Origin of the sequence: Chishuiella sp., from assembly GCF_032109125.1 — a bacterium.
Lineage (GTDB): Bacteria > Bacteroidota > Bacteroidia > Flavobacteriales > Weeksellaceae > Empedobacter.
In genome coordinates this window covers 278696-305094 of sequence record NZ_DAMCLZ010000001.1, presented here as the reverse complement: position 1 = coordinate 305094, position 26399 = coordinate 278696, and the positions used below count along the sequence as shown (strand labels likewise).

24 protein-coding genes and 1 pseudogene are annotated in these 26399 nt (G+C 24.4%); 14 read left to right on the top strand and 11 right to left on the bottom strand.

Features of this window, described 5'->3' with window-relative positions:
• Positions 1 to 202: 202 nt before the first annotated feature.
• The 9 genes from RT575_RS01325 to RT575_RS01285 all read right to left on the bottom strand — a co-directional run bounded on the left by RT575_RS01325 (position 203) and on the right by RT575_RS01285 (position 9551).
• Positions 203 to 1303, bottom strand: a complete 1101-nt coding sequence (locus RT575_RS01325) for a hypothetical protein (protein WP_313578221.1) — start codon at positions 1301 to 1303, stop codon at positions 203 to 205.
• A 42-nt stretch (positions 1304 to 1345) separates the two neighbouring features.
• Entirely contained in the window at positions 1346 to 2665 is a 1320-nt protein-coding gene (locus tag RT575_RS01320) for a hypothetical protein (RefSeq protein ID WP_313578219.1), read from the bottom strand.
• A gap of 4 nt (positions 2666 to 2669) precedes the next feature.
• Positions 2670 to 2975 carry a hypothetical protein gene (locus RT575_RS01315; protein WP_313578217.1) on the bottom strand — a complete coding sequence of 102 codons (306 nt, stop codon included), beginning with the start codon at positions 2973 to 2975 and terminating at the stop codon, positions 2670 to 2672.
• 337 nt (positions 2976 to 3312) lie between these two features.
• Entirely contained in the window at positions 3313 to 4296 is a 984-nt protein-coding gene (locus RT575_RS01310) for a BT4734/BF3469 family protein (RefSeq protein ID WP_313578215.1), read from the bottom strand.
• Between the two features lie 3 nt (positions 4297 to 4299).
• Positions 4300 to 4551: a helix-turn-helix domain-containing protein gene (locus RT575_RS01305; RefSeq protein WP_313578213.1), complete on the bottom strand. Its 252-nt coding sequence runs from the start codon at positions 4549 to 4551 to the stop codon at positions 4300 to 4302.
• A gap of 92 nt (positions 4552 to 4643) precedes the next feature.
• Positions 4644 to 5741 carry a hypothetical protein gene (locus RT575_RS01300; protein ID WP_313578211.1) on the bottom strand — a complete coding sequence of 366 codons (1098 nt, stop codon included), beginning with the start codon at positions 5739 to 5741 and terminating at the stop codon, positions 4644 to 4646.
• Positions 5738 to 6880 carry a site-specific integrase gene (locus tag RT575_RS01295; RefSeq protein ID WP_313578209.1) on the bottom strand — a complete coding sequence of 381 codons (1143 nt, stop codon included), beginning with the start codon at positions 6878 to 6880 and terminating at the stop codon, positions 5738 to 5740. Before RT575_RS01295 ends, RT575_RS01300 begins: the two co-directional genes overlap by 4 nt.
• Before the next feature lie 767 nt (positions 6881 to 7647).
• Positions 7648 to 7986, bottom strand: a complete 339-nt coding sequence (locus tag RT575_RS01290; protein ID WP_313578207.1) for a helix-turn-helix domain-containing protein — start codon at positions 7984 to 7986, stop codon at positions 7648 to 7650.
• Positions 7987 to 8714: 728 nt separating this feature from the next.
• On the bottom strand, positions 8715 to 9551 hold the full coding sequence (locus RT575_RS01285; protein WP_313578205.1) for an IS5 family transposase: 837 nt from the start codon (positions 9549 to 9551) through the stop codon (positions 8715 to 8717).
• Between the two features lie 78 nt (positions 9552 to 9629).
• Between RT575_RS01285 and RT575_RS01280 the strand changes: the two genes are divergently transcribed.
• The 5 genes and pseudogenes from RT575_RS01280 to RT575_RS15560 form a co-directional block, all read left to right on the top strand.
• The gene (locus tag RT575_RS01280; protein WP_313578203.1) at positions 9630 to 13058 is read left to right on the top strand and encodes an AAA domain-containing protein; all 3429 of its coding nucleotides are present in this window, start codon (positions 9630 to 9632) and stop codon (positions 13056 to 13058) included.
• A complete protein-coding gene (locus RT575_RS01275) occupies positions 13033 to 17427 on the top strand; it encodes a DarT ssDNA thymidine ADP-ribosyltransferase family protein (protein ID WP_313578201.1) in 4395 nt (1464 codons plus the stop codon). Before RT575_RS01280 ends, RT575_RS01275 begins: the two co-directional genes overlap by 26 nt.
• Positions 17428 to 17438: 11 nt before the next feature.
• Positions 17439 to 18143, top strand: coding sequence for a macro domain-containing protein (locus RT575_RS01270; protein WP_313578199.1), 705 nt, complete (start codon positions 17439 to 17441; stop codon positions 18141 to 18143).
• Complete coding sequence (locus RT575_RS01265; RefSeq protein ID WP_313578197.1) at positions 18140 to 19300, top strand: PIN domain-containing protein; 1161 nt, start codon at positions 18140 to 18142, stop codon at positions 19298 to 19300. The genes RT575_RS01270 and RT575_RS01265 overlap by 4 nt, the downstream gene beginning before the upstream one ends.
• Positions 19301 to 19972: 672 nt before the next feature.
• A pseudogene (locus RT575_RS15560) lies at positions 19973 to 20074 on the top strand (transposase); the annotation flags it as partial.
• Between the two features lie 158 nt (positions 20075 to 20232).
• On the opposite strand, the gene RT575_RS01260 reads toward RT575_RS15560, so the two are convergent.
• The gene (locus RT575_RS01260) at positions 20233 to 20667 is read right to left on the bottom strand and encodes a HipA domain-containing protein (protein WP_313578195.1); all 435 of its coding nucleotides are present in this window, start codon (positions 20665 to 20667) and stop codon (positions 20233 to 20235) included.
• 244 nt (positions 20668 to 20911) lie between these two features.
• Here RT575_RS01260 and RT575_RS01255 point away from each other — a divergent pair, with 244 nt between their 5' ends.
• Genes RT575_RS01255 through RT575_RS01245 form a run of 3 tightly spaced genes read left to right on the top strand, consistent with a single transcriptional unit; the run spans position 20912 to position 22417 of the window.
• A complete protein-coding gene (locus RT575_RS01255) occupies positions 20912 to 21121 on the top strand; it encodes a helix-turn-helix domain-containing protein (RefSeq protein ID WP_313578193.1) in 210 nt (69 codons plus the stop codon).
• Complete coding sequence (locus tag RT575_RS01250) at positions 21118 to 21438, top strand: HipA N-terminal domain-containing protein (RefSeq protein WP_312193988.1); 321 nt, start codon at positions 21118 to 21120, stop codon at positions 21436 to 21438. Before RT575_RS01255 ends, RT575_RS01250 begins: the two co-directional genes overlap by 4 nt.
• Position 21439: 1 nt before the next feature.
• On the top strand, positions 21440 to 22417 hold the full coding sequence (locus RT575_RS01245; RefSeq protein WP_313578191.1) for a HipA domain-containing protein: 978 nt from the start codon (positions 21440 to 21442) through the stop codon (positions 22415 to 22417).
• Between the two features lie 121 nt (positions 22418 to 22538).
• Here RT575_RS01245 and RT575_RS01240 read toward each other — a convergent pair whose 3' ends face one another.
• Positions 22539 to 22748 (bottom strand): helix-turn-helix domain-containing protein, encoded by a 210-nt coding sequence (locus RT575_RS01240; protein WP_313578189.1) that lies wholly within the window; start codon positions 22746 to 22748, stop codon positions 22539 to 22541.
• Positions 22749 to 23038: 290 nt separating this feature from the next.
• Between RT575_RS01240 and RT575_RS01235 the strand changes: the two genes are divergently transcribed.
• From RT575_RS01235 to RT575_RS01210, 6 genes are all read left to right on the top strand, one after another.
• On the top strand, positions 23039 to 23917 hold the full coding sequence (locus RT575_RS01235; RefSeq protein ID WP_313578188.1) for a WYL domain-containing protein: 879 nt from the start codon (positions 23039 to 23041) through the stop codon (positions 23915 to 23917).
• Between the two features lie 17 nt (positions 23918 to 23934).
• A complete protein-coding gene (locus tag RT575_RS01230; RefSeq protein WP_313578187.1) occupies positions 23935 to 24849 on the top strand; it encodes a PD-(D/E)XK nuclease family protein in 915 nt (304 codons plus the stop codon).
• 162 nt (positions 24850 to 25011) lie between these two features.
• Entirely contained in the window at positions 25012 to 25179 is a 168-nt protein-coding gene (locus tag RT575_RS01225) for a hypothetical protein (protein WP_313578186.1), read from the top strand.
• A 60-nt stretch (positions 25180 to 25239) separates the two neighbouring features.
• Entirely contained in the window at positions 25240 to 25641 is a 402-nt protein-coding gene (locus RT575_RS01220) for a hypothetical protein (protein WP_313578184.1), read from the top strand.
• Between the two features lie 51 nt (positions 25642 to 25692).
• On the top strand, positions 25693 to 26097 hold the full coding sequence (locus RT575_RS01215; RefSeq protein WP_313578182.1) for a hypothetical protein: 405 nt from the start codon (positions 25693 to 25695) through the stop codon (positions 26095 to 26097).
• Positions 26087 to 26389, top strand: a complete 303-nt coding sequence (locus tag RT575_RS01210) for a cyclic-phosphate processing receiver domain-containing protein (protein WP_313578180.1) — start codon at positions 26087 to 26089, stop codon at positions 26387 to 26389. The genes RT575_RS01215 and RT575_RS01210 overlap by 11 nt, the downstream gene beginning before the upstream one ends.
• Positions 26390 to 26399 lie beyond the last annotated feature (10 nt).

The window sequence follows — 26399 nt, the reverse complement described above, 5'->3', positions numbered from 1 at the left end:
AGTTGTATTTTAAAAATAATTTATTCATAATATTCATTTCAAAATTCTTGCCTATTGATATATAATAGTTTAATTGTCATATTTTATCCTTTTAAAATACTTTTATGTCATGTTGTCATAAATATTTGATATAAAAAAATCCTCATAAAGATGAGGATTATATAGTTTTTTGTAAAATTGTCAGTTATAACTAAAAAAGAGATTATAATAAACTTCGCATAATTGAGTATGATGATTTTAAAAGGAATTTATTTAATACTGAATTGTCTTTCTTTAATTCTTCAAAATTAACTATTAAGTCTTCTTTTCCCATTACGTTTATGTAAATATATCCAATTAGATAATTTCCTTTTTTTTGTTGTTGCATTTTAGATTTTATTTCGTTTTCAATATTTTTCTCTAAAATGGAAGAGTCTTCTAAAATAAATTGTTTTTTCTTAATCTTTGCAAATACATAACCTTTTTTGTAAATCGTTCTAATACTATCAATAGTTAGTTCTGTCATGATTTCTTTTCCATTTTCAGTAAAGGTTGGTATACTGATTTGATTAATGTTTATCAATTTTGATTCTTTATCACTTCCCTCTAAGTTTTCAAAATTATTTATTTGTTGAATATTATTACTACCAGCATAAACTACTTTTTCCGTAGTTACAGTTGGACGACTATAATCGTTTTTTTTGTAACTAACTTTATATGTGTTATCGAAATTATATATGCTCATTTTATCACTTATCATCTTTTGATAAATAGGAATTTCCAATTTAAATTTTAATTGATTCTCATTCGTATTTTTTAAATATTCAAAAATCTTATTTTTTTGCTCTTCAACTAATTCATTATATAGATTTATATCCTTCTCTTTAATATTATATGATTTAGAAATTTCTGTCTCTTTTTCGACTATTACTTTTTCTTTAGTAATATCTTTTTTATTAGTTTGATTAAACTTTTCTTCTAAATAATCTGTTAATTTAGAAGCGTTTTCAGCTTTCATACCAATACTATGAAATTGCATAAATATCATATCTCTATTTCCTCCAAAAGAATATACTATTTTAAAAAATTCATTTTGAAGTTTAGTATTGTAGCAAATGTTTTCAGCTGATCCAACTAATTCTTCTAAAGTATTTGCACCAATGTTTCTAACAGCCATATTCATTACAGCTTTAAATGTGTCATTTCCATATTTGTATTGAAATAAAGCATTCTTACAGAAATCGTTTCTGATTTGCTTTGATATAGTTTGTGAATAGCATTTGAATGAGAATATTATTAATAATAATATTAGTTTTGTTTTCATATATTATGATTCAGTAATTTTTTTGTATTTTAATATTGTTTTTTAATTCCAACAACCTAAGTTTATTTCTGTAAGTTCTCTAAATTTATTAGTTGATATAATAGCGAAACCAAAAGGAGATTCGTTTAAAACAGAAGTTCTATTATTCATTAAGTAATTCATGTTATTTGACACTACACATTTACTATTTGTAGTTATTACATTTGATTTTACTTTATAGGTTCTCAGTTTAGGATTAACATTAACAATTTCATAATCATATTTTTCATTAGGAGTATATTCTATTGAAACTATATCTAAAACAATGTATAATTCGTTTTGAACCATTTTTAGTTCTTTAATGATAGCAGTCTCCGAATTATAAACATCTTTACTTAGATCAAGTTTATTATCATTATTAACTAATATAGGTTTTCCTATGAATTCATTCCATTGATTTGTAACATCTTTTTCAATTATAAATTCTTCGTTTACTCTATCTATCAAATTTTCTGCTTTTATTTTAATAATTGCTTTTACTTTTTTTATTGGGTAACTTTCTAAATCAATTGGTATATAATGAGAAGTTAAATCTTTTATTTCTGAATTATGATTTGGTTGCCAATTATGATTTGTTACGCCAATATTAGTAGAAAAAATATTTTCTGAATTAAAATCTTTTTCAGTTAATATATTTCCATTTTCTAATTCAAATTCAATGTTCATATATATTTTAACCTTTTTATATATTGACTTACTATTATTTTTTAGTTCTCCATTGTATACTGCTTTTATATGATATTTTTCTAAGAATTTTATATCACCCTCTCTAATCTCAACAAAATTTGTTTGACTACTAATCTGATTATTTTTGTCTATTTCAGTTTCAGATATAATACCATCATAATAGTTTTTAATTCTAATAAAAGCTATTATTGAATATATAAGAGCTAATATAAAACCGATAATTTTTAATATTTTCTGAATTTTGATTATTTCATTTTTATTAACTATTTCAGAGTTATTTAAAATTATTAAAATAACTGTAAAAATGATATTAAAAAATAATAGACAAATATTTATATCAAATCCTATTAATATTAATTTACCAAGATTACTGTATTCAATGTCAAAATAATTAATGATAGTATTTATCGTCATTATTATACATAATATTAATATATAATAGTAAAGACTTTTATCATTTCTACCAATTGATTTATAATATAATGCAATACAGAAAATATATAATGGAAATGTAACAAATCCTGAAAATGTAAAAAGTCCAATTTCTTCATAATTATTTATTTCAACCCAACCTAATAAATTTGTAAATAATCCTAAAAAAGAACAAATAAGTCCTAATATTTTTAAAATTCTCATAATATTACTGAATTTTAGTTAGAATAATTGAGTTGTTAATTCTAAGATTTCCGTTTTGAAGAACTTCAATAATTTTTTTAGAACCATCTTTTTCTTTATATTCAATATAATTTGGAAATTGTTTGCAATCAACTTTTGAAATTCCAGTTAAATTATTATTTACGGTTATTACATTTCCATTAATACTCCATGTTACATCAAAAAAGAATATATCACCTTGATATTGACCATCATGATAATGATTTGCAATTAAAGAACAACTTATCAAAGTGATTAATAGAGAACTGTAAATGAATAGTTTTGTTTTCATAGTATAATTTAAAAAGTTTTTAATATTATAACTCTTTTTGAAAAGTTCCTTATGGAAAACCATAGTCAATTTTTGAAAACAAAAAAGCTTGGAACTATAACAATACCCGTCCTTGTGGGAGTCGAAGCCCAGTGTAACAAAGTAAAGCATAGCCCAAGCCGTAACTCGAGCATCTGCTAAAACTTTTTCTGTTACACATTTGAATTTTCGACTTTTCAAGGACAGAAATCATTTTGCAAAATGCAGTTATATTTTAATAGATATTTATTTTGTTATCTTCTTATATCAATAGATTATTTGTTACAAAAATAGTCAATATTCAATTGGAAGAAAACAATTACACTATTTTTTTATTGTCGAGATAATTTTCAATAAAATTTAATAAGAAATCAAAAGCTTCATCTTTTCCATTTTCAGATAAATCTATATCCATTTTTAAATTAATACTATTTTTGTTAATTGATATTAAATAATTAGAATCGTCTTTTTTATTTAGAATTTTATTTCTACCATACTTATCATTTACACCAAAAAAATCTTTATTTTTCTGATATGCACTATTAATAGTTCGTTTTATCTCATCAATTTCAAAATCAACTTCTATATATTTAAAACAACAATATTCAATTACTTCATCTTTATTATATCCCATTTTACAACAATTAGTAGCTAAAAGAAACATATACTTATTTCTATTACCTCTTTTAAATTGAGCTTTTTTATTCGTAAAACTGACTGTTTTTATTATTTTATCAAAGGATTTACTGTAAACGTTATCTTTTTTATTGTTTTCAATTGTAAATTCTTTAGCTTTTAAGTTGAGATAAGCATTTGAATCGTAAGAAAAATAACATAATCTAACAGCATCTTTAGTGTTATCATCTAATTTTTCGTTTGTGAACTCTTTATAATATTGTTGAACCTGATTATAAGCAGATTTATGGTTCTCCGAATTGTAATTATTTGTTTTAACTAAAACTTTTAAACCATTTCCTGATGGAGAGATAAAACACATTACAGTATATTCAGATTGAATTATTTTATCTTTTGTTTTTTTTACGTTAATTAATTTATCAAAGTCGAGAATTATGAAAGATGTATATTCTTCTATATTTTCAGTTCTACGACTATTATCTCCACAATTTGCTGAAAATGTTATTCCGTCCAATTGTTTTTTTAATTCATTATTATTTGATTTTCGAATGATTTCAATTACTTTCTTATAACTACCATCTTTAATTTTAGAATAAATTTGTTCAATAGAATCAAAACCTAAATTGTTTGTATGGTTACTCCATACATTAAATAATTGCTTCTCCATATCTTAAAATTTGTTGTACTTATTATTAATTAAGTTTTGAATTTCCATTTCTGTATTATCTCGTTTTAAAACTTGATTTAACATTATGAATCGTTCTACATCTTCTAATAGATAATGAACTCGTTTACCCATTTTAAAATATGGAATTTTCTTTTCTTGATTCCATTTGTAGATTGTATTTCTACTAACTTTGAATTTCTCAGATAACTCGGAAATTGTAAGGAAATTTAAACCTCTTTCTTTTATTGTTTGCATGATTATAAATTTTAATGATGCAAATATTCGTACTAAAAAGGACGGATAAAAGATGGAAAAAATACGATATGAAATTTATTTATAGTTATAGATTAATACTCTGATTTACAGTAGGTAATTTCATCTTTTTTTATTTTTTCAAATAAAGAATCTACAGATTTAATATAACCTTTTGCAAAATTTTTATGAGGGTTTGGTATTTTTTCACCCTTTTTTATATCAAATTTGATTGATTTTAAAAATATATTAATGATTTTCTTGTTATAGGTTTTCTTCCAATCTAATTCATTGAATTCAATTATAGATTGAATAATTTCAAATAAAGGAGGTATGATGAAACCAGAATCAGTAGAATTTCTATATGTCCATATCAAATTAACATTTTCAATTCTTTCATTTGAGAATAGTTTTATAAATTCTTCTTTTTGATTTTGATTTTTACTAAAATGTTTTTTAACTTCTTTGTTTTCAAAAATATTTCCTAATTGTACTTCATTAAGATTGGATCTAAAGGTTCTATTATTTAATAACTTATTATTTTTTGAAACAATTAGACTATTTTCAATTGAATAGATTGCCTCTAATTCATTTTGTAGAAAAGCAAATTTTATAGCTAATGTATATATGGAATCCATTGTTTTAAATATTTTATCAATTTTCAAATCAATGAGAGAAAAATTACCCAATTTATATTTTAAATATTTTTCATAAAGATTATCATCAATGAATCCAAGTTTGTAGTATATACTTTCAATAATTTCTTCTTTTGAATATAGATAAACTAAATCGCCTATTTCAGTTGTTTTGAAGTCAAAAGCTCTCTTATATTTATTGTAAATAATATCATTTAAGTAATTGACTAACCATTTAATATATTCTACTTTTTTATCTTCACTATTAGGAAATATTGAAAGTACAGGTTGTTTATGAAAATTTTCAATTGTAAAGTAATATTGAGTTTCAAAAGGAGATAATTCTTCATCTCTCCATAATTGAAGTTTCTCAATATACCTCACAATTGTACTTTTAGAAGAATCTTCACTAATAGTACGAAATTTGTCGTCTATTTTAATTTTTTTATTATTATTTGGTGGACTATATATATCACAAATAGTCTGAATAAATAGTTTTTCGTTAAATTTATCAATTGGTAAACCAATTATTTTTAAAAGTTCTGTATTATCAATCATTCAAAAATATTTGGTATCGAAGATACAGCATCTATTTTTTTCTTATCAATTACTTTCGCATAAATTTCAGTTGTTTTTAAATGTCGATGTCCTAAAAGTTTACTAACCGTATAAATATCTGTATTCATAGTCAATTGTAAAGTAGCAAATGAGTGACGCGCACAATGAAACGTAATATATTTTTTGATTCCAGCTTCTTCAACCCATCTTCTAAGAATAGTATTGTAATGAGCATTATATTTCAAATTTGTAAAAACTAAGTCGTTATCATCTTTAGAATCAATATCAATAATCGTAATCGCATTTTCAGAGATTGGAAGTATTTCAGCTCCTTTTGTTTTTTGTTGAGTAAATTTTATCGACCAACCATTTATTTCATCATAAGAAATATCCTTTTTTCTTAAATTTTGGATGTCCGAAAATCTTAGTCCAGTTAACGCACTGAATAAAAAAGCATCTTTGTATTGAGGATAATGACATTCTGTTTTTTGTAGTTTTTTCAATTCTTCCAAAGTTAAATATTGTCTCAATGTTTCTTCTTCTTTTATCGCTTTTACTCTCAAACACGGATTTTCGACTATAACTTTTTGTCTATGAGCTTCTCTGATAGTCGCTCTAAATTTATTAAAATACGACTGCGCAGAATTTTTCGACAATCTATCTCCATGAGAAGATATTTTACCTTTTAGTAAATAGTCCTTAAAATTCTCTATAAAAGTTTCGTCGACATTTTTTATTTCGATGTCACGATTTTTACAAAAGTTCTTCAAATGTTTGAATGTACTAAACCAATTTCCATAAGTTCCGTCGACTTCTCTACGTTTTTCAGCAGTTTGTTCAAAAAAATCTAATAGTCCAATACTACCTTTTGATTTACTAACGAATCCATGATTAGTATTTTGAAGCTCTAAAAGCTTTTTTGCTCTGATTTTTTCAGCTAATAATCGAGTTTCTTTATTATGGTCCTTCTGAATATGACTTTTAGGTTTATCAAAAACATATAAATCAAGAAACATATATTCTCTCTTTTTTGTTTTTGGATTATCAAAATATAAGAATAGACTATTTTTTCTTTGTTTTCCTAAAGCTTCGTTTTTTTCAGATAGCTGTCCTTTTCTTTCTCCTAAATGTAAGTTCATTTTTTACTGATTTGGTTACTAATATTTTGTAACATTCATCCGAATAATGAATTTAGACAACAGTCTACTGCTATTAATCACCTCTTATGATTTTTAGGTTTTTAGTCGGTTACTTTCTATATGAGAAAGTACACAGATTTTTAACGGTAATTTTAAGATTGAAGTTTAGACTTTCTTTCAAATAGATATTTCAATCATATTATGATTAAAATTCGTAGAAGACTTTTTATATATTAGTTGAACAAAAAATAGAAGAAGATTCTGCGAATAGATTTTAAAAATCTATTTATCTAATTAAGAAGAAATAAAAAACTAATAATTTATTTTGATTTTTCAAATACTTATATATATTATACTTTATATATACTATTATTATTTATATATTTTGTCTTATATAATAAAGTATAATATATAGGAGTTATTCGTTTTTCAAAATAATTTGAAAGAAATTTTTAATAGAAAAAAATAGTAATTCTGATTATTAAAAGCTCATAATCAAAACTACTATTAATTTAACGTAGAATAGTTTTTTGGAATGTTCTACATATTTATTTGAAGTTTGAATACAATTACAAATAAGAAGTTTTTAAATCAATACAACAGTCTAAAATCAAATTCATTTAAAATTTAGTCGATAAATAATTTTACTTCAAAAGTTACATTGATTTCAATTTGAAAATAATCAAAAAGATAAAATCGCACCAAATTCTAACTTCTAATCATTACGATTGAATTAAAAAGTATGTTGAACAGATTTTAAGATTGTTCTATACATTTAAAGATTCTTCTAATAGTATTTTAGGGATAACATACTTATTTCCAATTCTAATCGCTTTAATTAAATTTTTCTTAATTGCTCTACGAATAGTCGTTTCAGAAATTGGATAAAGTAAAGCAGCTTCTTTAATAGTTAAATAACTTTTAGTCGAAATTTCTTCAATAGTCGGAATTATTTTGATTTTAGGAGATTTAATTTGTTCAGAATTTTTAGTCCTATTGTATTCTCTTTTATAACATTTTTTAGAACAGTAAACAGACGAAATAGTTTTTGCTATAAAATCTTCGTTACATTCTTTACATTTTCTATTGATTCTAATCAAACTCATTTTACTTTTTATTTCAGTTACTACAAAAAATAGTACCGCAGAAAACCTTATCAGTTGTGGTCAATTCTTATCAACTTTGGTCATTTTAGTACTATAGTAACCGAATTTCTTACCTTTTTAGTTCGAATCCAACATCGTACATTAATTAGTAAATATATAAAGGCAAACAACGGCAGATAACGATGAATAATGCGTAATAAAAAAGCGATAAACTTAAAAAGAATATCGCTTATTAATTGATTATATAATTAACAATCAGTATTTTATATTTTTAAAATTTACTTTCCGATACAAAATCTACCAAACTATTTAAATTGAATGATTTACAACTAAAAAGATGTAGTTTTGATGGAGTTAATTTATTAAAATTTTAACATTATTTCATAAAAATTAATAGATTTTACCCTTACTTTTTTAGGTACTCAAAAGATATTAAAACTACATTGTGATACTCCAATCATAGAATTACACCAAGTAAGGAAAGTAACAAAATTTGACCAAAAGAAAAAATTGTAAAATCATCAAAATAAAAAACTGGGAACATAAGCTAAAAGTAAAGGGGAACTATTGGTTCTCCTTATTGCACTACTATCTCAGTTTGAAACAGTTTTTCCAGAACCCTAAAAAACAAAAAAATGTTTTGCAGAAATTTGGTTACTTTGTTTATTTTTCAATAAATCTATTTAATAAAAAAAAATAAATAATTTTAATTATTAAAATGAAGTTGTTTAAACTTTTATTTTTCTGCTTAGTAGTACAATAAAAGCGATATAATGTAGATTTTTCCAGTTTATAGCGGAAGTTTCAAATCTGATGAGTAATGATTTAAATGAATCAATCCATGCATTGGCTTTCTCTATTTTGAATCTTCTTTTGTATAATTTGTCATCAAAATAATATTCTTTATTTATTGATTTTGAATTCCTTGTATTTATTTTTATGTTAGCTATTATTTCATTTTTGTCTAATAAATTTCTAAAATCATCACTATCAAATCCAGCATCAGCGTTTAAAAATAGACCTTTGTGAGGAATATCACTTTGTTCTAATTGAGCGATAATTTCATCGAAAACGTCTTCTATTTCAAAAAAATCATGATGTGAACCACTTTTAACTGAACTCATTGCAAGCATTTGACCTTGATTATCGCACAGAAAAATAATATTACTGGTTTTACATTTTTTTCTTCCTTGATAATCAACTGCTTCACCTCCCAATCGTGCTCGAGTATGACTACCATCAAGTTGAACACTGGACATATCCAATAGTTTTTTATTTTTAGATAATAAATTTGTCCAAACCTTGTAAAATGAACCATCTTTGCTCCATTTATTGAAATAGTAGTACACAATTTGCCAACTTATAGCATCAGAAAAATATTCTTTTACACTTAATTCTCGCCATTGACAACCTGTTTTTAAACGTTTTAATATCAGTTGTACTATTTTTATTAAATCAAATTTACTTTTAAATCCTCGTTTTCCTCGGCTTAAATGAGGTAAAATAAATTCCTTTATCTTATATTCGCTAATGAGTTCCAGATGATTACTTATTTTTTTTTGCAATCCAAATTTGATGATTTTCTCGGAACTTTATTTATTTAATTAGTTTAAACAACTTCAAATATAAACCTTATTACTTAAATGAGCCAAAAAGATATATGGAGAGAATTTATTACTGCTCAATCTAAAATTTTAGAATATAAATCTAGACCATTTAGAATTGATTTTAATAGTATAGATTTTCAGAAATCTAAAGAAATTTCTGTTGCAATAGATCAAGAAGTCTTTAAAAATACTTTTAAAAAAGAAGTGGAATCTGTTTTCAAAATGAAAAATTTTGATTTCAATAATGGATATATTCTCGCAGATTCTAAAGTTGCAGATAAAATTACTCAAGAAGAATTAAATGGGTTGAGTAAATTTGCTGAAATTTGTTATGTTGATTTTAACGTAAACCCAGTGATAGATGGATTTATTTATAATAAAAATGCAAATATCGATGAAAAATTAGAGGAGGTTATTGGTGAATTATCAAGGAATTATGGTTTTAAAAAATATGGTCAAATTTTTCTAACACATAATCAAAAAGAACAATTAAGTAAGCTTGAAGAAATCTCATTTACTAATAAAGCTGCTGCTATTTTTCAAATAAAACCATCAATTCCCTATATAATTTCTACATTTTACAAATCTATTAATTCAACTCAAAATAATAATAGAATTGCAGTAGAAGGTGAATTACACCATGATGTAATTGAATTTTTAAATCAATATTATAATTTAATGATGACAAGTCAAATTCTCAAATTTAAATTTGAGAATGAAGAAGATTTATTATTAAATATAGAAAAACTAGAAAAAAAAGGTGTTGAATTTTCAAAAAATGAAATTCCTTATTTAAAAATAAAATATACTCCGGTTGATTATGAAAAATATGGTACAGATTTAAATTTTGAATATAATCGATTAAGAAGGGATTTAAAGAAATATTTACCAAGTAATAATTTTACATTTTCATATACAACAAAATATTTATTATTAAAAAATAACAATGAAAAAGATATTAATCTCTCAACCATAAGTGAAGACTCATTTTGGTCAAAATTATATTCTGAAATTCACGGCGATAAGTATCAAATAAGCAAAGAAAATAGAACTATTTCATTTGAATTTGAAAGTGAAGAAGAATACAATGAAAAATTACTTGAGATTAAAACTATTCCTTATTTGGATGTTTATGATCGAAGAGAAAATCAAAAATGTAAATATGTAATAAAAGTTAATTCTGGATTACATGAATTACAGAAAGAATTAGCGAAAAAATTTCCTAGCCTATCTACAAAATTAGTTGCGAATGGTGAAAAATTAATTTTTAGAAATTTTTACAAGAGATCGAATAAAACGGAGATTTTATCACGATTATCAAATAAATTAGATGAAATTATTGATGAGAGTACATTCAATTTTACAATTAATGAAACTTTTCAAGAAAAATATTTATGTGAAGAAAATTTCGAATTAAAAGTTGAACAGGAAGAAGAAAAGTTATCAAATTTATTGAAAGAAGAGTTTTATTTCGAGTTTGAAAAAAAGAAATATTATTTAGGTAAATTACATAAAGTAAATTACCCCGAAGTTACTTTTATTGTTGAAGAGGATAAACAAGAGGAAGTGAAAAATAATATTAAGAATGTTAAATTTGAATATATTGTACCTGATCTTAAAGGTGAAAAAGATAAAGTAAAAAGATTAGAGGACACTGTACTTAAATTAGAATCTGATTTTAAACTCCCTAATGATAATGCTAAAGAATTTTTATATGATTCTTCAAAAGCTAAACCTATAAATGATATTGAAAACCTTCTGAATAAGTTCAGTGATCAATGGAAATTATTTGAAGATAATTTATTTTCAAAATCATTAAATGACTCGCAAAGAGAAGCTGTTTTTAAAGCTCTTTACTCAGAAGAACTTGCAATAATTCAAGGACCACCAGGTACTGGTAAATCTACAGCTATTGCAGAAATTATTTGGCAACATATAAGACTTAATCAAAATCAAAAAATATTATTGACATCTGAAACAAATTTGGCTGTAGATAATGCTATTGATAGATTAAAAAATAATAAAAACAATTTAGTAAAACCTGTAAGATTTGGTAACTCTGAAAATTTAGAATCGGAAGGATATTTCTATTCACTTGATGCAATGAAAAAATGGAAAGAAGGTAAATCTACTCAAGGGAATGCTGTATCTCATTGGCTAGAAAACATATCAAATAGAATTGATAATCAAGAATCTTCAATTGTTAATGATAAGCTATTACTTTGGAAAAAACATTTATTAAATCCATCTTCTGAAACTAAAGATTTATTTTTTGATAAGTATTTAAAATTTACAAATTTAATAGGTGCGACAGGTAGTTCAATAGGTAAATTAAATTCTGAAAATAAGTGGACTTCATTTTTTCGAGCTTACTTAAATGTATTTTATAAAAATGATTATGAAAATAATGATTTTAAAAACTGCAATAAAGTAAATATTGATTTTGATACGATTATAATGGATGAAGCTAGTAAAGCTACTCCACCAGAGCTTGCATTACCTGTTTTGTTTGGTAAAAAATCTATAATAGTTGGTGATCATAGACAGTTACCTCCAATGGTAGATGGGGAAAAAATAAAAGATGTATTAAAATCTATAGATGAAAACAAATTAGCTGATACTTTATCTAACAAAGTTTTTGAAACTTCACAGTTTGAACGTTTATTTGAAAATATTGATCAAAGTTTAAAAGGTACATTTAATACTCAATATCGTATGCATCCTGATATAAATGATGTTATCGCTCAATTTTATGTTGAAGATGGAGGGTTGTTTTGTGGATTACCTTTAGATAAAGCAGAACATAATGATTTTAATAAATGGAATTCTAGATATCATGGATTATCATTTAAAAATTTTATATCCCCTGATACACATACTATTTGGGTAAATATTAATTCACCAGAGATTAAAGAAGGAACTTCAAGGATTAATATTGGTGAAATCAAAGCTATTAATAATGTTTTAAAAGCAATTAAATTTAGTGATGGTAAAGGTGAATTTGATAATTGGTTAGAAAAATTCCCAATAGAAGAAAGACAAATAGGTGTAGTAAGCTTTTATGGTAAACAGATTCAGTTAATAAATAAAATGATTAAGGAAAATCATAGTGATTTGCCTATCAGATTAAGTACAGTTGATAAATTTCAAGGAATGGAAAGAAATATTATGATAGTATCAATGGTACGTAGTAATAAGTTAGCTCAAAATATTTATCAATCTGAAGACTTTGATCTTTACCCTGAATTAGGTTTCGAACAGCAATCGAGTTTAGGTTTCGCTGAATCTCCAAATAGACTAAATGTAGCTTTATCTCGTGCAAGAAGATTACTAATAATTGTAGGTAATGCTGAACACTTTTGTAAGAAAGAAATTTATAAAAATGTTTATGATACAATTGCTAATAAAGGTAAAATAATTGATGCCGAACTATTAAACTATGAAATTGAAAGGTATGAGCAGTAATCTTAAAGTTTTAGATTCTCAATTCAGTTTTGATTGGGTAATTAAATCAACGCCATATATAATAAAATATCGAATAGCATTCAAAATAGAAGAAATTGATGATATATTTTGTAATATTTTGAAATCATATAATGGAAGTTTATTATATGAGGAATTTGGTTCTATATTAGGTTTTAATTTAATAGACAGTGCAGAAAAAGAGATATATGATATTTATTTAACTAAACTTAAAGAGTATAGTTTGATTAATTCAGAAGCTAATCAAATAAATTTATTAGATTCAGGTTATGAGGCAATAATAACAGGTTTGAAATATAAAAATTTTCAAGCAGAAACTATAGTATTTACAAATGATATGGTTACTGATGATTATTTGTACTTTTCATTTAGTAATTCTTTTAATCTGAAAAATAGAATAAATAATACAAGTAAAATTCCTAATGAGTCAATTAAAGATATTAACTTAATCAATAAACTTCAATTTCAAATTTTTGAAGATAATATATTTAATGGTGAAATTTTAGATATTTATCTATCATCTGAAAGAATCGATTTTACAAATATTGAATTAAATTGTAAGTCTTTATTTGTTAATAATATTTTTAATGTAAAATTCTATTATCAAGATTTACAAATTTCAACATTAGAGGAGTTAATTAATAAACCAGAAAATACACCTTTAAAAGAAGATATTTACCATAAGGCAATGCAAAATCATATCTTATTGAATCAAGATTTGATTCGTTTTGAAGATATTGTTAATTATAAAGATTTATGGAATTGGAATGATATAGATTTTATTCAAAAGATTGATTGGAATGATCAAAGAGTTCTTCCAGTATTTGAGAAATTTGCTGAAGGGAGTACATGGTATATTCTTTCGCAAAATATTTCAAATGATAGCTTAATTAAGAATATCGTTAAGTTTAAAAATTTTTGGTATTGGCCTACATTAACCAAAAGAATTGATAATGAATTCTTACTTTCAAATTTTGAAGATTTCCCTTGGGATTTTGAAGAACTTTCATACAAAGAATCTCAATTAGTAATTCATCTGTTATCTAATTATTACGAAGAGAATCAAAACTGGGATTGGTTGTATTTATCTGAAAATTTGCCTGATAGATTTATCCAAGATAATATAGAGAAATTTCCGTGGGATTATTTTTCTATAACAAAGTCTAAAAATGAAATATTTAGAAATACTTTTATTAAGTTCAAGGATAACCTAGAGTTATTAGTTAACAAAAATTGGGATTGGAAATATATTTCTGAAAATATAAACATTAATTTTCTTTATAAAAATCTTGATAAACTAGCCTCTATATTAAATTGGGAATTAGTATTATATCGATTCTTTAATAATGAAGAATTAATTGATAGGTATATTAATGAATCAATTTTACATGAAACTGTAAAGGTACATTTACCAAATAATTTTATTATAGCACATCAAAATTATATATGGTCACTTGATGTAATAGATTTTTTCGAGAAATTAGAATTAATTAACTGGGAAACAACTTCTTATTCAGATGGTTTTGATACGAATGAATATGTAAATTGGAGTCTTGATATTTTTGAAAAATATAATCACAAAATAATTTCAGAAAAAGGATTATATAACATAAGTTCATTGATTTCTGATATAGAAATAATTAAACGATTTAAAGATTTTAATTGGGATCCAAAGGGTTTATCTAATAATAAATACTTAGTTAATAATATAAAATTTGTAGGTAATTCGTTCGTTGGGAGCTTTAGTTTTTCGGATAAATTGCAATGGGGTACTATAATAAAAAAATCATCATTAGGGTTAGATTTTTGGAATACTTATTTAAATCGATTTACTAATTCTTTTAGTACTGAAAATCAAATAGATTTTTGGAAGGCGCTTACTTTAAAAAATAACAAAGAATTTATTTTTAGTAATATTCATTTTCCTTGGGATTGGGATTATTTAACGTTAAACGCTTCATTAGATGAAATAATTGAATCATTAGACGATGAAAATGTTACAGAAAAATGGAATTGGAATATAGCTACAACTAAATTTGATACAGAAGCTATTTTAGATAACTTAGAAGATATAAGTTTTTATGTAGATTGGAAGTATGTATTTTCTAATCTGTTTTCTGTTGATAAAAATCTACGTTTTGATAACCAGTTAATTAGAGTAGCAACTTGTTTATTTCTACTTGATAATGATTATAAAAAGGATATGTGGTCTATTTTAACAAGAAAATATTCTTTTGAAGATTTATTCAATCTAATAGAAACTACAGATGAAATAGATATATTTCAATGGGATTGGGATTATATATCAGGTCATAATTTATTTCCTACCGATGTAAGAAATATAAAAAGCTTTATTAATAAAATTAACTGGTCTATATTCTCGGAATCTCCTTCTATTATTGAAAAATTCACATTTAGCAATTGGGATACACCAAAAGATTATTATGCTACATTAAACAAATATTTATTAAGCTTTAGAGATAACTGGAATTGGAATAAACTTTCTTTAATTGCAGACATCAATTTTAATAGAAAAATTATATTAGAATTTAAAGATCAAGATTGGGATTGGCAATATATATCAGAATTTGGAGGACTTTTAAAGAAAACTAAAAAAGATGATGAGGATTATCTGAAAAACTTATTATCTGATCTACCTAAAATAGAGTTAGCATTAATTTCTAAACGTACTGATATTGTTATTAATAATGGTGTTATTCTATCATTATTAAATAAAGATTGGGATTGGGATGCTTTATCCACAAATAAACATATTGTTTTTGACTCTGAATTTATTGAAAAAACACAAGATAAACCATGGAATTGGAGATTATTAGCAGAAAATCCAAAATTTGAAATTTCAAATGATTTAATTTTAAATTTTATTAATAAGCCTTGGGATTGGGGAAGTCTTTCAATGAATTCTAATCTTAAATTTAATAAGGAGTTTATTGAAGCAACAATAGATCAAGATTGGAATTGGAAACTTATTTCTAAACACAAATCATTCATACCTTCATACGAAATATTAACTCTCTTAAAAAATAGGGACATTGATTGGGACACTGTTTCATCTCACAAGTGTTTTGAACCTTCTATAAAACTATTAGCAAAATTTGAAGATAAATTAAATTGGAAATTTATAACCTACAACGATAAATTAATTTTTGATATCAATTTATTAAATCGTTTTATTGATAAGTGGGATTGGGATTACATATGTAAATCAGGAAGTTTTAAACTTGATAATGAAACACTTAATAAGTATAGTGATTATTTAAATTGGAATTATATATCATCTAATACGAGCATCCAATTTTCTGAGGAATTAATTAATTCATTTGAAGATTTCTGGAATTGGACATTATTAAAAAATAATATAGCGATGAGGAAATCACTAAAATCTTTTGTTTTAAATAAAATTAACAACTCATCGATTTTAAAATTTTTAGATAAAATCGAAGAACAATCATCATATTGGAAAGGTTATATTTATCATTTTTCACATATTGATAATGCTGTTGAGATTATAAAATCAAGAAAAATACAATCTAGAAATTTAGCATCGATAAAAGGTGATGCTGCAGGTAGCATAGTACATAGAAGAGATGAGGCACATAATTATGCAAGGTTTTATTTTAGACCTCAAACGCCAACTCAATTTTATAATGAATTTTTAGGTAAAAATACGAATGATAGATATTATCAAACTGCTAATAAATTGGGTAATCCTAAATGTCCAATCCCAATATTTTTTAAATTCTCTTTGAAGGAAGTATTAAGTAGTAAATTTGAAAAATGTTGTTTGAGTAATGGAAATATGCAAAAGAATTATACTCGTTTTGATTCAGTTGATAAGATGTTTGATATTTTTAATTTCGATCATTTATATACAAATATCAATGAAAATTATGAAATGTATAAAGAGTATTCTCAACAAGAATTTCTTGTTAAAGACGAATTTTCATTTGACGATATACTTGATTTCGAAATTATTTGTCCAACAGAGAATGATAGAAATCTTTTGATAAATTTATTAGATGATCATACAGATGATATTTTGAATAAAATTGTTGTAGATGGTAGTTATTATAATAATGAAAATCCGAGAGTTTTAGTAGAAGAAAATGAAAATGAAATTCATATTAAGAATAAATTTAATGGAGATGGATATTTCGAACTTATTGGGGATAAACTTAATGAAATAGAAATATTGGCTGGAGATGTAAAACGTTTATCAGCTAATAATATTTTATTTGATTCGTATATTTCAATTAAAAATATTAGAAACAAAATCAAATTATGTTTTATTGATGAAAGTAAACGTAATTGGTTTATCTATTCTAATTAATATAAAAAATAATGGCAATTAAACATATAAAAGGAAACATATTCAATACAAAGTGCCAAACAATAGTAAACACTGTTAATTGTGTTGGTGTAATGGGTAAAGGTATAGCTTTAGTTCATAAGTTAAGATATCCAAAAATGTATGAAGAATATAAAGATCACTGTAAAAATAAATTAATTAAAACAGGTTCTTTATGGTTATATACAAAACAAGAAAATGCCCCTTGGATTTTAAATTTTCCAACAAAACAGCATTGGAAATATCCAAGTAAAATAGAATGGATAGAACAAGGATTACAAAAATTTGTTGATACTTATGAAAAAAAAGGTATCAAGTCTATTGCATTTCCTTTATTAGGTACTCATAATGGTGGATTAGAAACGTTACAGGTTAAACAATTAATGGATTTTTATTTAAGTAAATGTGATTGTGAAATTGAAATATATGACTATGATCCAAATGCACCTGACGATTTGTATAACACATTTAAAAACACTTGGTTGCCATTAGATGATAAAACAATTAAGGAAAAAACAAAAATACAAGCTCAGTATGCTAAAAAAATTACTGATATTATAAGTTCCGGAGAAATTAATTCTATGATAGGCTTAGCAAATTACGAAGGTATTGGAGAAAAAACATTAGAAAAAGCTTTTCAGTATGTTCTAAATACAAGAGATGAAGGAGGTATGGATAAACAAATAAAATTATTATGAGTTTTGAGATTCAATTAGACCAAATTTGTACTAAAGTACCTTCGTTTGTACCATTGTATAACGCTAGAGTTCGACATAATATAATTAAGGATCATATAAGAAACGTATATAATCAATTTGAAAAATATTTTTCTGAAGATTTTAATCATAATGATATTAATTGGTTTAGAATTTTTTTACTTCTACATGACATAGGGAAATCACCTGCATTTAAGGCAGGAAATAGGGAGAAACAATATGAAGAATCAATTATATTATTGGATAATTTTAAATCTCAATTAAATATATCAGATATTCATTATAAAATTTATAAATGTTTTTTAGAATGTAATTCATTAGGTAAATATATGGAGTCGAAGGTTTCATTGGATATTGCTTTCAACGAAATTACGAGTAAGTATATTGAAACAGGACTAGAACTAAATAAAATTTTTTATTATTTAAGTATATATTATCAATGTGACGTGGCTAGTTATACGAAAGATGCAGGAGGATTACCTTTTCTAGAACATTTATTTGAATATTATAATGGTGAAAAAAAATATAATAAAGAAACGAAATTATTGCAGTTTTCTGCAACATATTTTCTAAAATATAAATTACTTTTTGATAAAGTTTCTGAATATTCAAAGACTACAAAGGAATCTAAGAATCATACGATAGAAACTAAAAATCTTCAAGTTAAAGTCATTGATAAGATTGATTTAAGTACATTTAGTAAAAAGAAAAAGGAAATAGTAAATGATAAAAAGAACATTTATATAATTGATACAAACGTGTTTGTTGATTATCCTGAAATTATTAATAAAATAGACAATCAATACCAAATAGTTCTATCTGCAAAAGTGATTGATGAACTTGATAATTTAAAAATTAAATTATCGCAAGATCAACAAAAAAATGTACAAAAAGCACTTAGCTCAATTAATAGAAATATAGATATAAAAGATTTAAAAATGGTTACTGCTGATTTAAGCTTATTACCTGCTGATTTCGATAAAAGATCTCCAGATAATTTTATTCTATCAGTTGCACTACAATTTCATAATGATAATCCAATAATGCTTACTTCTGATAATGGATTACAGATTAAGTCTAAAGGATTAGGTATAACAACGATTTCTTTAAAAGAGTTTTTAAAGCAGAATAAATATTAATTTAAATGTTCTCACTTTAAATTTTTAGTCTAATAAATTTAAAAAATGAAGAGTAGCGAAATCAAGGATTATTCACCATTTGAACTATATCAATTCTTTGCCGATGGGTAGTGTATTAGATGTGTTGGTAACTCGTAAAAAACACAAAAAAAATGTCTTAACAATAAAATAATTTTACCTAATGGTAGACGATTCTCTACTATTGGGTATTTTTATACACTTAAACATCGCTTATCTCACTACAATAAATTATAATATTGTTCAACTAACAAAAGAAGGTTTGGGAATAAGAAGTACAGCTAGCTAGTTACTTAAAAATCTCTACAACCACACTACTTAAACGAATTTTATAAATCGCTTCAAAAATAATCCCACCGAAACTAACCATAGAAGATAGGGGAAATTTCAAGTCGATGAATTGAGAACCTTCCACAAAAAACGCTTAAACCCCATTTGTATTACCTATACCTTTTCACTTAAAACCAGAAAAATATATGCTTTTCATGTTGGCTATCGAACAATAGAAATTTTCAACAAATTACTTACTCCTATTATAAAAACCAAACCAAAAATTATTTACACTGATAAACTCAATACATATAGTTCAGTAATTCCTTCAGAATTTCATTCAACACGATTTAGTTCAATCATCATATCTAACGGAATCATCTCAGTTTACGAACTCATTTGAAACGATTAAACCGCAAAACAATTTGCTATTCCAAAAATATGAATGTCTTATCAGCTATTCTAACTATTTATTTCTGGAGTTAGATACTTAAAATATTTTTAAAGTTGAATTCAAAGGAAGTATTTGGCTTTTTGTTGCGATACAAAATCTATCAAACAACTTAAATACAACTATTTACAATTAAAAAGATGTAGTTTTGGTGGAGTGAATTTATTAAAATTTTAACATTATTTCATAGAAATTAATAGAAAATATTCTTAAATCTGTTATTAACTATTTCTTGATATTCTAGTTTAACATCATCGTTTAAAAAACTTAGTTGAATAAATTCATCCCATTTTGGTTTTACCTTGATAAATTTTTTATAAATAGATTCTAAAGATTTCTCCGAGATTTTAAGTGATTTTGCTAATTTATCAAAATCTTCAATTTTTAGTCTATTTTTCTTCCCATTAATTGTTAATGCTGTTTCTTCTTTATCATCTGGAATAAGGATTAGTGTATTTAATAAATCATAAGCTGGAGATAGTTCATATTCATTAAATTCATTTTCATTTTCAATTAATGAATAATTCTTGAGATGCATATCTGCATTAGCTACTAAATAATTGAATAGTACTATTTCAAATAATCTTTGAGCTTCTAATCCACTGTTTTTAGTATATTGATAGATCAATTTGCCTATTATTTACTTATACCTTATAGGGTATAAATAATATTAAATAGTTTTATTCATACCCTAAAGGGTATATTATTATAAAAATATAAATATAAATATATTATCTGTTTAGTGCATTATAATGCACTAATTTTGCTTTTCGATACTTTAAAATTACAATACCATCTTAAAAGTGCTTTTTATTGCACTTTTCTTGTTTAATATCAAATTTATTTCTAAATTTACTTTAAAAGTGCATTATATGACACTATCAATAATTAATGAAATCAAAGAAAGACGTAAAGTTTTAGCTATATCACAAGAAACATTAGCTGAGATTTCTGGTGTTGGTTTACGTACGTTAAAACAATTTGAAAGTGGCAAAGGTAATCCAACGCTAGAAACACTACAAAAAATGTGTGATGCATTAGGATTAGAAATTAAATTAGAAGTTAAAACAATTGAATCATGAGAATTGCTCAAATTTTATATAAAGGAGAAAGAGCTGGAATTCTAACTCAACTGAATAATGGTAGTTTTCATTTTACTTATAATGAAGATTGGTTGTCTGATAATTCAAAACCTTCGATAAGTTTAACGCTGCCTAAAAGCCAAATTGAATTCGAATCTGAAGCTTTGTTTCCTTTTTTCTATCATTTATTACCAGAGGGAATAAACAAACGAATGATTTGTAAAACATATAAGATTGATGAAAATGATGCTTTTGGTATTTTACTACAAGCTTCAAAAGTAGATACAGTGGGTGCAGTAACAATAGAAAGAATGTAATATGAATATAGAATTGAAAAATTGTCCAGGTTCTTTAAAAGAAAATATTAATACTTACAGTTCTGTTGTTCTACAGAAAATGTTTAATGGTAAAAAGGTATCACCATTTTTAAAATATACATCACCAACAAATAGAAAGGATCAAAGTAGATTTAATCAAAATCAAACGCATATTTCAATTTCTGGATTTCAAGAAAAGTATTCTTTAGTACTTGATGGAAATGAATTACGATTAACAAATGAAAATGAGAGCGGTCAATATATTTTGAAACCTATCTCTGATTTACCAAAAAATAGTGAATTTGCACCAGCTAATGAACATTTGACGATGCAAATTGCGAAACAAATTTTTAAAATTGAAACAGCAGAAAATGCATTAGTATTTTTTGAAGATGGAAGTCCTGCTTATCTTACCAAGCGTTTTGATTATGATGAGAGTAAAAATAAATTAGCCGTAGAAGATTTTGCTTCATTATTAGGCAAATCACCTGCAACAAATGGAGAACAATATAAATACGAAGGTAATTATTTGGAGTTATTTGAAGTATTGAAAAAATATGTCCCTGCGTGGAAAGTAGAAGCTCCTAAATTACTTACTTTAATTGTTTTCAATTATCTTTTTTCTAATGGAGATGCTCATTTAAAGAATTTTTCTTTAATAGAAACTCAACAAGGCGATTTTAAATTAAGTCCATCTTATGATTTACTGAATACTAAAATTCATATAGAGGATGCTGATTTTGCATTAAAAGAAGGAATATTACCCAAATCAATCTCAAAAGGAAAAGTTATTGATCAATTGATGGTATTGGGAGAGAAGGCAGGAATGACAGAAAAATCGATTACTAAAGTCATTCAAAATTTAACTTCGAAAGAGGATTTAGTGGCGGATTTAATCAAAAGATCTTACTTATCAGAGAAACTAAAACGCAATTATTTACAAGGTTATCAGCGTAGATTAAAGAAACTAAAACTGTAATAGAGAAAAATGTATGAGGAAATTTCTTCGTGCATTTTTTAATATTCAACATTTATTTGCCGATACGTAAAGTCCCCCCTATTTATAGTACTTAGATAAATTAATACTTTTCCCTGTCTGGTTATTCAATTTTTTTTATATTCATAGGAACTAGTTTACTTCCAAACATAGCAAGTACATCATTGACTTTAGAAAGACTTAAATTCTCTTTTCCTTGCTCTATTTTACGAATAACTGTTAAGGCTACTCCTGCTCTTTCTGCAAATTCTTCTTGTGTCAAATTGACTTCTTTTCTTTTCTGTTTCACAAAATCAGCTAAATTCTGAACCATAATTATATGCTTTTACAGTTATTTAAAGTAAATATAGAATTTTATATGTAAATAGATATAATTAAATTATTATTTAATAAACTATATGTAAATAGATATATTATAAAAGTAGAAAGTTTAAAAACTAAATCAGATTACAGTGTAATTTAAATCTTCTTTTTTCATTTGATTTTGTTTTCCTAAAATATCACAAATCTATCTATTAAAAAGTTTTATAACGATTATTAATTATTTTTTAAAGAGGACATAAAATGTACGAGTCTATAGATATATTTGTCAAAAATAATTTTATGTCAAATAGCTATTCTATACAACGTATGTATAACGTCATTCGATTTCTAAAAAATAATCCATCAACAATGATTGAGATTCAAGATTATTTATCAAGATTAAATTCTAATTATATTAGAAATGAAAAAACAATTCGACGTGATTTTCATAGTATTGAAGAATTATTTGGTTATGAAATAGAATATGATAAAAAGCAAAGGGTATATAAGATTGAAAAAGTAGTTGATGATATTTATAAAGATAAATTATTAGAATCAATTACTTTAATGAATATTTTACAACAATCTAAAAATATAAATAAATATATACATTTGGATCGTAAACAAACAGGAGGTACAGATTATTTAAATGACATTATTGAAGCCATTGAAAATAAATATGTTTTATCATTTACACTGAACAGTTATTGGGGTGAAGCGACAAAAAGAAAATGTTCTCCAATTGCGATAAAAGAAGCGATGAAAAGATTCTATTTAATAGCTTATGATATTGATAAAAAAGAAATAAGAAATTATGGATTGGACAGAATATCCAATTTTAGAATTTTAGACGAGAAATTTTCTCCAGCAACCTATGATATAAATGAAATATATCAACATGCTTTTGGAATTGAAAACTATTATGATCCTATAAATGTTATTTTACGGTTTGATAATACGCAATTCAATTATTTAACATCTTTACCATTGCATCATTCTCAAGAAATTATCAATAAAGACGCTAATACATTTACGGTAAATTTATTTGTTCATCCAACACATGAATTGAAAATGGAAATTTTAAAATTTGGAGATTATTGTGAAGTATTAGAACCAAGTTTTTATCGAGAAGAAATGAAAACAACAATAAATAATTTATATAAAATATATACTAAATAATATTTAACTATCTATAAATGAATAATAAATTAATATTGGATTTTATTGAAAAATATAAAGCAATAGAAAAGCAATGGAGCGAAAAAGAAACCAAAGGTGATGAGTTCAATGTTTTTGATTTTATGCATTCTGTTTTTGGAATTACAGAAACAAAACATTCTAAAATCGTAGCATACTTTTTAAATCCATCTGCTAATCATGGTTTAGGAACATTTTTTTTGAATTCGTTTCTCAATAAAATAGGAATAGATTATGATGAAAATATAAAGTACAATTGGGAAATTACCTCAGAAGATAAGAATTCTGATATTGTAATTAAAGCAACAAGTCCAAAAAGAATTTGTGTCGTCATTGAGAATAAATCCAATGAAGCCAAAGATCAAGCAAATCAATTGTATCGCTATTGGTATGATCATATTTACACATTTCATGATAAAGATTTGGATAAAGCTGAAAATAAGCAAATATCACGTTTGGTTTATCTCAGTGGATTTAGTGAGAAAACTTACACAGAATTGTCATTACAAAAACCAGATAATATTAGTTTAGATTATCAAAAATTGGATGAAACAAAAGGTTTTATTACAAATTGGTCATTTGTTACTGAATTAAGAGATTGGCTAACAGAATGTGCTGATATACTTGAAGAAAACAGTTGGTTTAAATTCTTTTTATTGAACTACATCCAATTTTGGGATAAACAATCACTAAAAAATAAATTTTATATGGAAAACTTAAATAATTACTTTAAAGAAAATAATAACAAAGAAGATTGGAAAACTTTGAATAAAACTCTTGCTGAGATTAATGATTTAAAAAAAGAATGGTTAAACTTATTCTCAGATAAATTAGGTCGAATAATCTTTAATACAAATAGATTTTATTTTGATAGAGATTATTATCAAGCTAAATATTATAATGACTTTAGATAGACTTTTGGAGACTGGAATCAAATCTGTTTTATTTATGAACCATTTAAAGGATTACAGATATGGAAAAGTGATTTTTATACCCATAAAAATGAATATAAAGATAAGTTTAAAAGTATTTTTTCTGCTGACTTTGATTATTTAGACAATACTGATAATTATGTTATGATTTTAAAAGATAATATCAAGTTTGAAACCGAGGAAGAAGCGGCTTGGGAAATTGCGAATAATTCAGAAGTTCTAATAAATAAACTATCGGCTATTTTAGAAAAATATACAAATAATGAAGAAGTGATTAAATTGTTTCAAAGAATTAGTAATGAAGTAGAATAATTAATAGACGTGGTTTTTAGACGTTGAAAAAACTTGCTTGTAATTTATTTTTTTAAAATTATGGAAACAAAGAAAATCAAACATTTAGAATTAATTCGAGTAGAACTTCAAGTTGATAAAAAACATGCAATTTATTGTAAGAATTATGTAAAAGCAAGGAATAGTCATATACAACTAAAACAATTAAATAAAGAGATATTACAAGAACAAGAAAAGCTTTGGAATTACACTTTATCAGTAAAAGTAAATACTAATAACATTGATTATCTCATTGAAATTTACAAATATTTTGATCAGCTCAATTATAAATCCCTTTTGTACACCAAAATATCAACTCAATTATCAATTGTTAATAAGGAAATTGATAATCTTTTTTTACAAGATAATTGCGAAAAATTAACGATTAAAATTAACGAACTTCATCAGCTAAGAAAATTTATACTAGAAAAAGAGCTTTATTAAAAGCTCTTTTTTTAATTAATGTTTCTTTAAAAAAAAACAAAAAATTTAGTTATGATAAAAATTAGAAATTTAGAGTTACTTCGAACAGAATTACAATCTGAAAAAAAACATGCTTTACAAATAAAATGCTACTCTAGAGCTAGAAATTTACACATACAAATTCGTAAAGTGGAACGATCAATTCAAAACGAACAAACTAGACTATGGAATTATACACTTAAAAGAACAATTTCTTTAAATAATTTCGAATTATTCGAGAATATTTTTAGGTATTTTGATCAAAAGAATTATCAATCAAGAATGATAGATAAAATTGAAAATCAAAATGAATTTAATCAAGAAGAAGTAACCCGATTAATTAATTTACAACAATATGAATTAGCTTTTAATGAACGATTTAAAAAATTACATTTAATGGAATTGACAAATAAAAGATATACTGTTAATGAAAAATAATGCATTGGTAAAGCTATATATAGATGATCTACGAACTACACCAATAGGATATCAAAGAGTGTATTCTTATAAAGAGTTTATTGATTTTATACAAAATAAAGGAATTCCAGATTTTATATCGTTTGATCATGATTTAGGATTAGAAGAAACGGGTTACGATTGTGCTAAATTTTTAGTAAATTATTGTCTAGATTATCAATTAAAACTACCTGAATTTATCGTTCACAGTCAAAATCCTGTAGGAAAAGAGAATATTGAAAAATTATTATACAATTTTAAAAAACAATATTAATTAGTGCATT

Coding starts and splice junctions, on each gene's coding strand:
- RT575_RS01225 (WP_313578186.1), top strand. CDS start 25,012: ATGATTTTAAAAGATAATATCAAGTTTGAAACCGAGGAAGAAGCGGCT.
- RT575_RS01235 (WP_313578188.1), top strand. CDS start 23,039: ATGTCAAATAGCTATTCTATACAACGTATGTATAACGTCATTCGATTT.
- RT575_RS01220 (WP_313578184.1), top strand. CDS start 25,240: ATGGAAACAAAGAAAATCAAACATTTAGAATTAATTCGAGTAGAACTT.
- RT575_RS01290 (WP_313578207.1), bottom strand. CDS start 7,986: ATGAGTTTGATTAGAATCAATAGAAAATGTAAAGAATGTAACGAAGAT.
- RT575_RS01315 (WP_313578217.1), bottom strand. CDS start 2,975: ATGAAAACAAAACTATTCATTTACAGTTCTCTATTAATCACTTTGATA.
- RT575_RS01300 (WP_313578211.1), bottom strand. CDS start 5,741: ATGATTGATAATACAGAACTTTTAAAAATAATTGGTTTACCAATTGAT.
- RT575_RS01305 (WP_313578213.1), bottom strand. CDS start 4,551: ATGCAAACAATAAAAGAAAGAGGTTTAAATTTCCTTACAATTTCCGAG.
- RT575_RS01245 (WP_313578191.1), top strand. CDS start 21,440: ATGAATATAGAATTGAAAAATTGTCCAGGTTCTTTAAAAGAAAATATT.
- RT575_RS01275 (WP_313578201.1), top strand. CDS start 13,033: ATGAAATTGAAAGGTATGAGCAGTAATCTTAAAGTTTTAGATTCTCAA.
- RT575_RS01230 (WP_313578187.1), top strand. CDS start 23,935: ATGAATAATAAATTAATATTGGATTTTATTGAAAAATATAAAGCAATA.
- RT575_RS01295 (WP_313578209.1), bottom strand. CDS start 6,880: ATGAACTTACATTTAGGAGAAAGAAAAGGACAGCTATCTGAAAAAAAC.
- RT575_RS01215 (WP_313578182.1), top strand. CDS start 25,693: ATGATAAAAATTAGAAATTTAGAGTTACTTCGAACAGAATTACAATCT.
- RT575_RS01325 (WP_313578221.1), bottom strand. CDS start 1,303: ATGAAAACAAAACTAATATTATTATTAATAATATTCTCATTCAAATGC.
- RT575_RS01210 (WP_313578180.1), top strand. CDS start 26,087: ATGAAAAATAATGCATTGGTAAAGCTATATATAGATGATCTACGAACT.
- RT575_RS01255 (WP_313578193.1), top strand. CDS start 20,912: ATGACACTATCAATAATTAATGAAATCAAAGAAAGACGTAAAGTTTTA.
- RT575_RS01250 (WP_312193988.1), top strand. CDS start 21,118: ATGAGAATTGCTCAAATTTTATATAAAGGAGAAAGAGCTGGAATTCTA.
- RT575_RS01270 (WP_313578199.1), top strand. CDS start 17,439: ATGGCAATTAAACATATAAAAGGAAACATATTCAATACAAAGTGCCAA.
- RT575_RS01280 (WP_313578203.1), top strand. CDS start 9,630: ATGAGCCAAAAAGATATATGGAGAGAATTTATTACTGCTCAATCTAAA.
- RT575_RS01310 (WP_313578215.1), bottom strand. CDS start 4,296: ATGGAGAAGCAATTATTTAATGTATGGAGTAACCATACAAACAATTTA.
- RT575_RS01240 (WP_313578189.1), bottom strand. CDS start 22,748: ATGGTTCAGAATTTAGCTGATTTTGTGAAACAGAAAAGAAAAGAAGTC.
- RT575_RS01265 (WP_313578197.1), top strand. CDS start 18,140: ATGAGTTTTGAGATTCAATTAGACCAAATTTGTACTAAAGTACCTTCG.
- RT575_RS01320 (WP_313578219.1), bottom strand. CDS start 2,665: ATGAGAATTTTAAAAATATTAGGACTTATTTGTTCTTTTTTAGGATTA.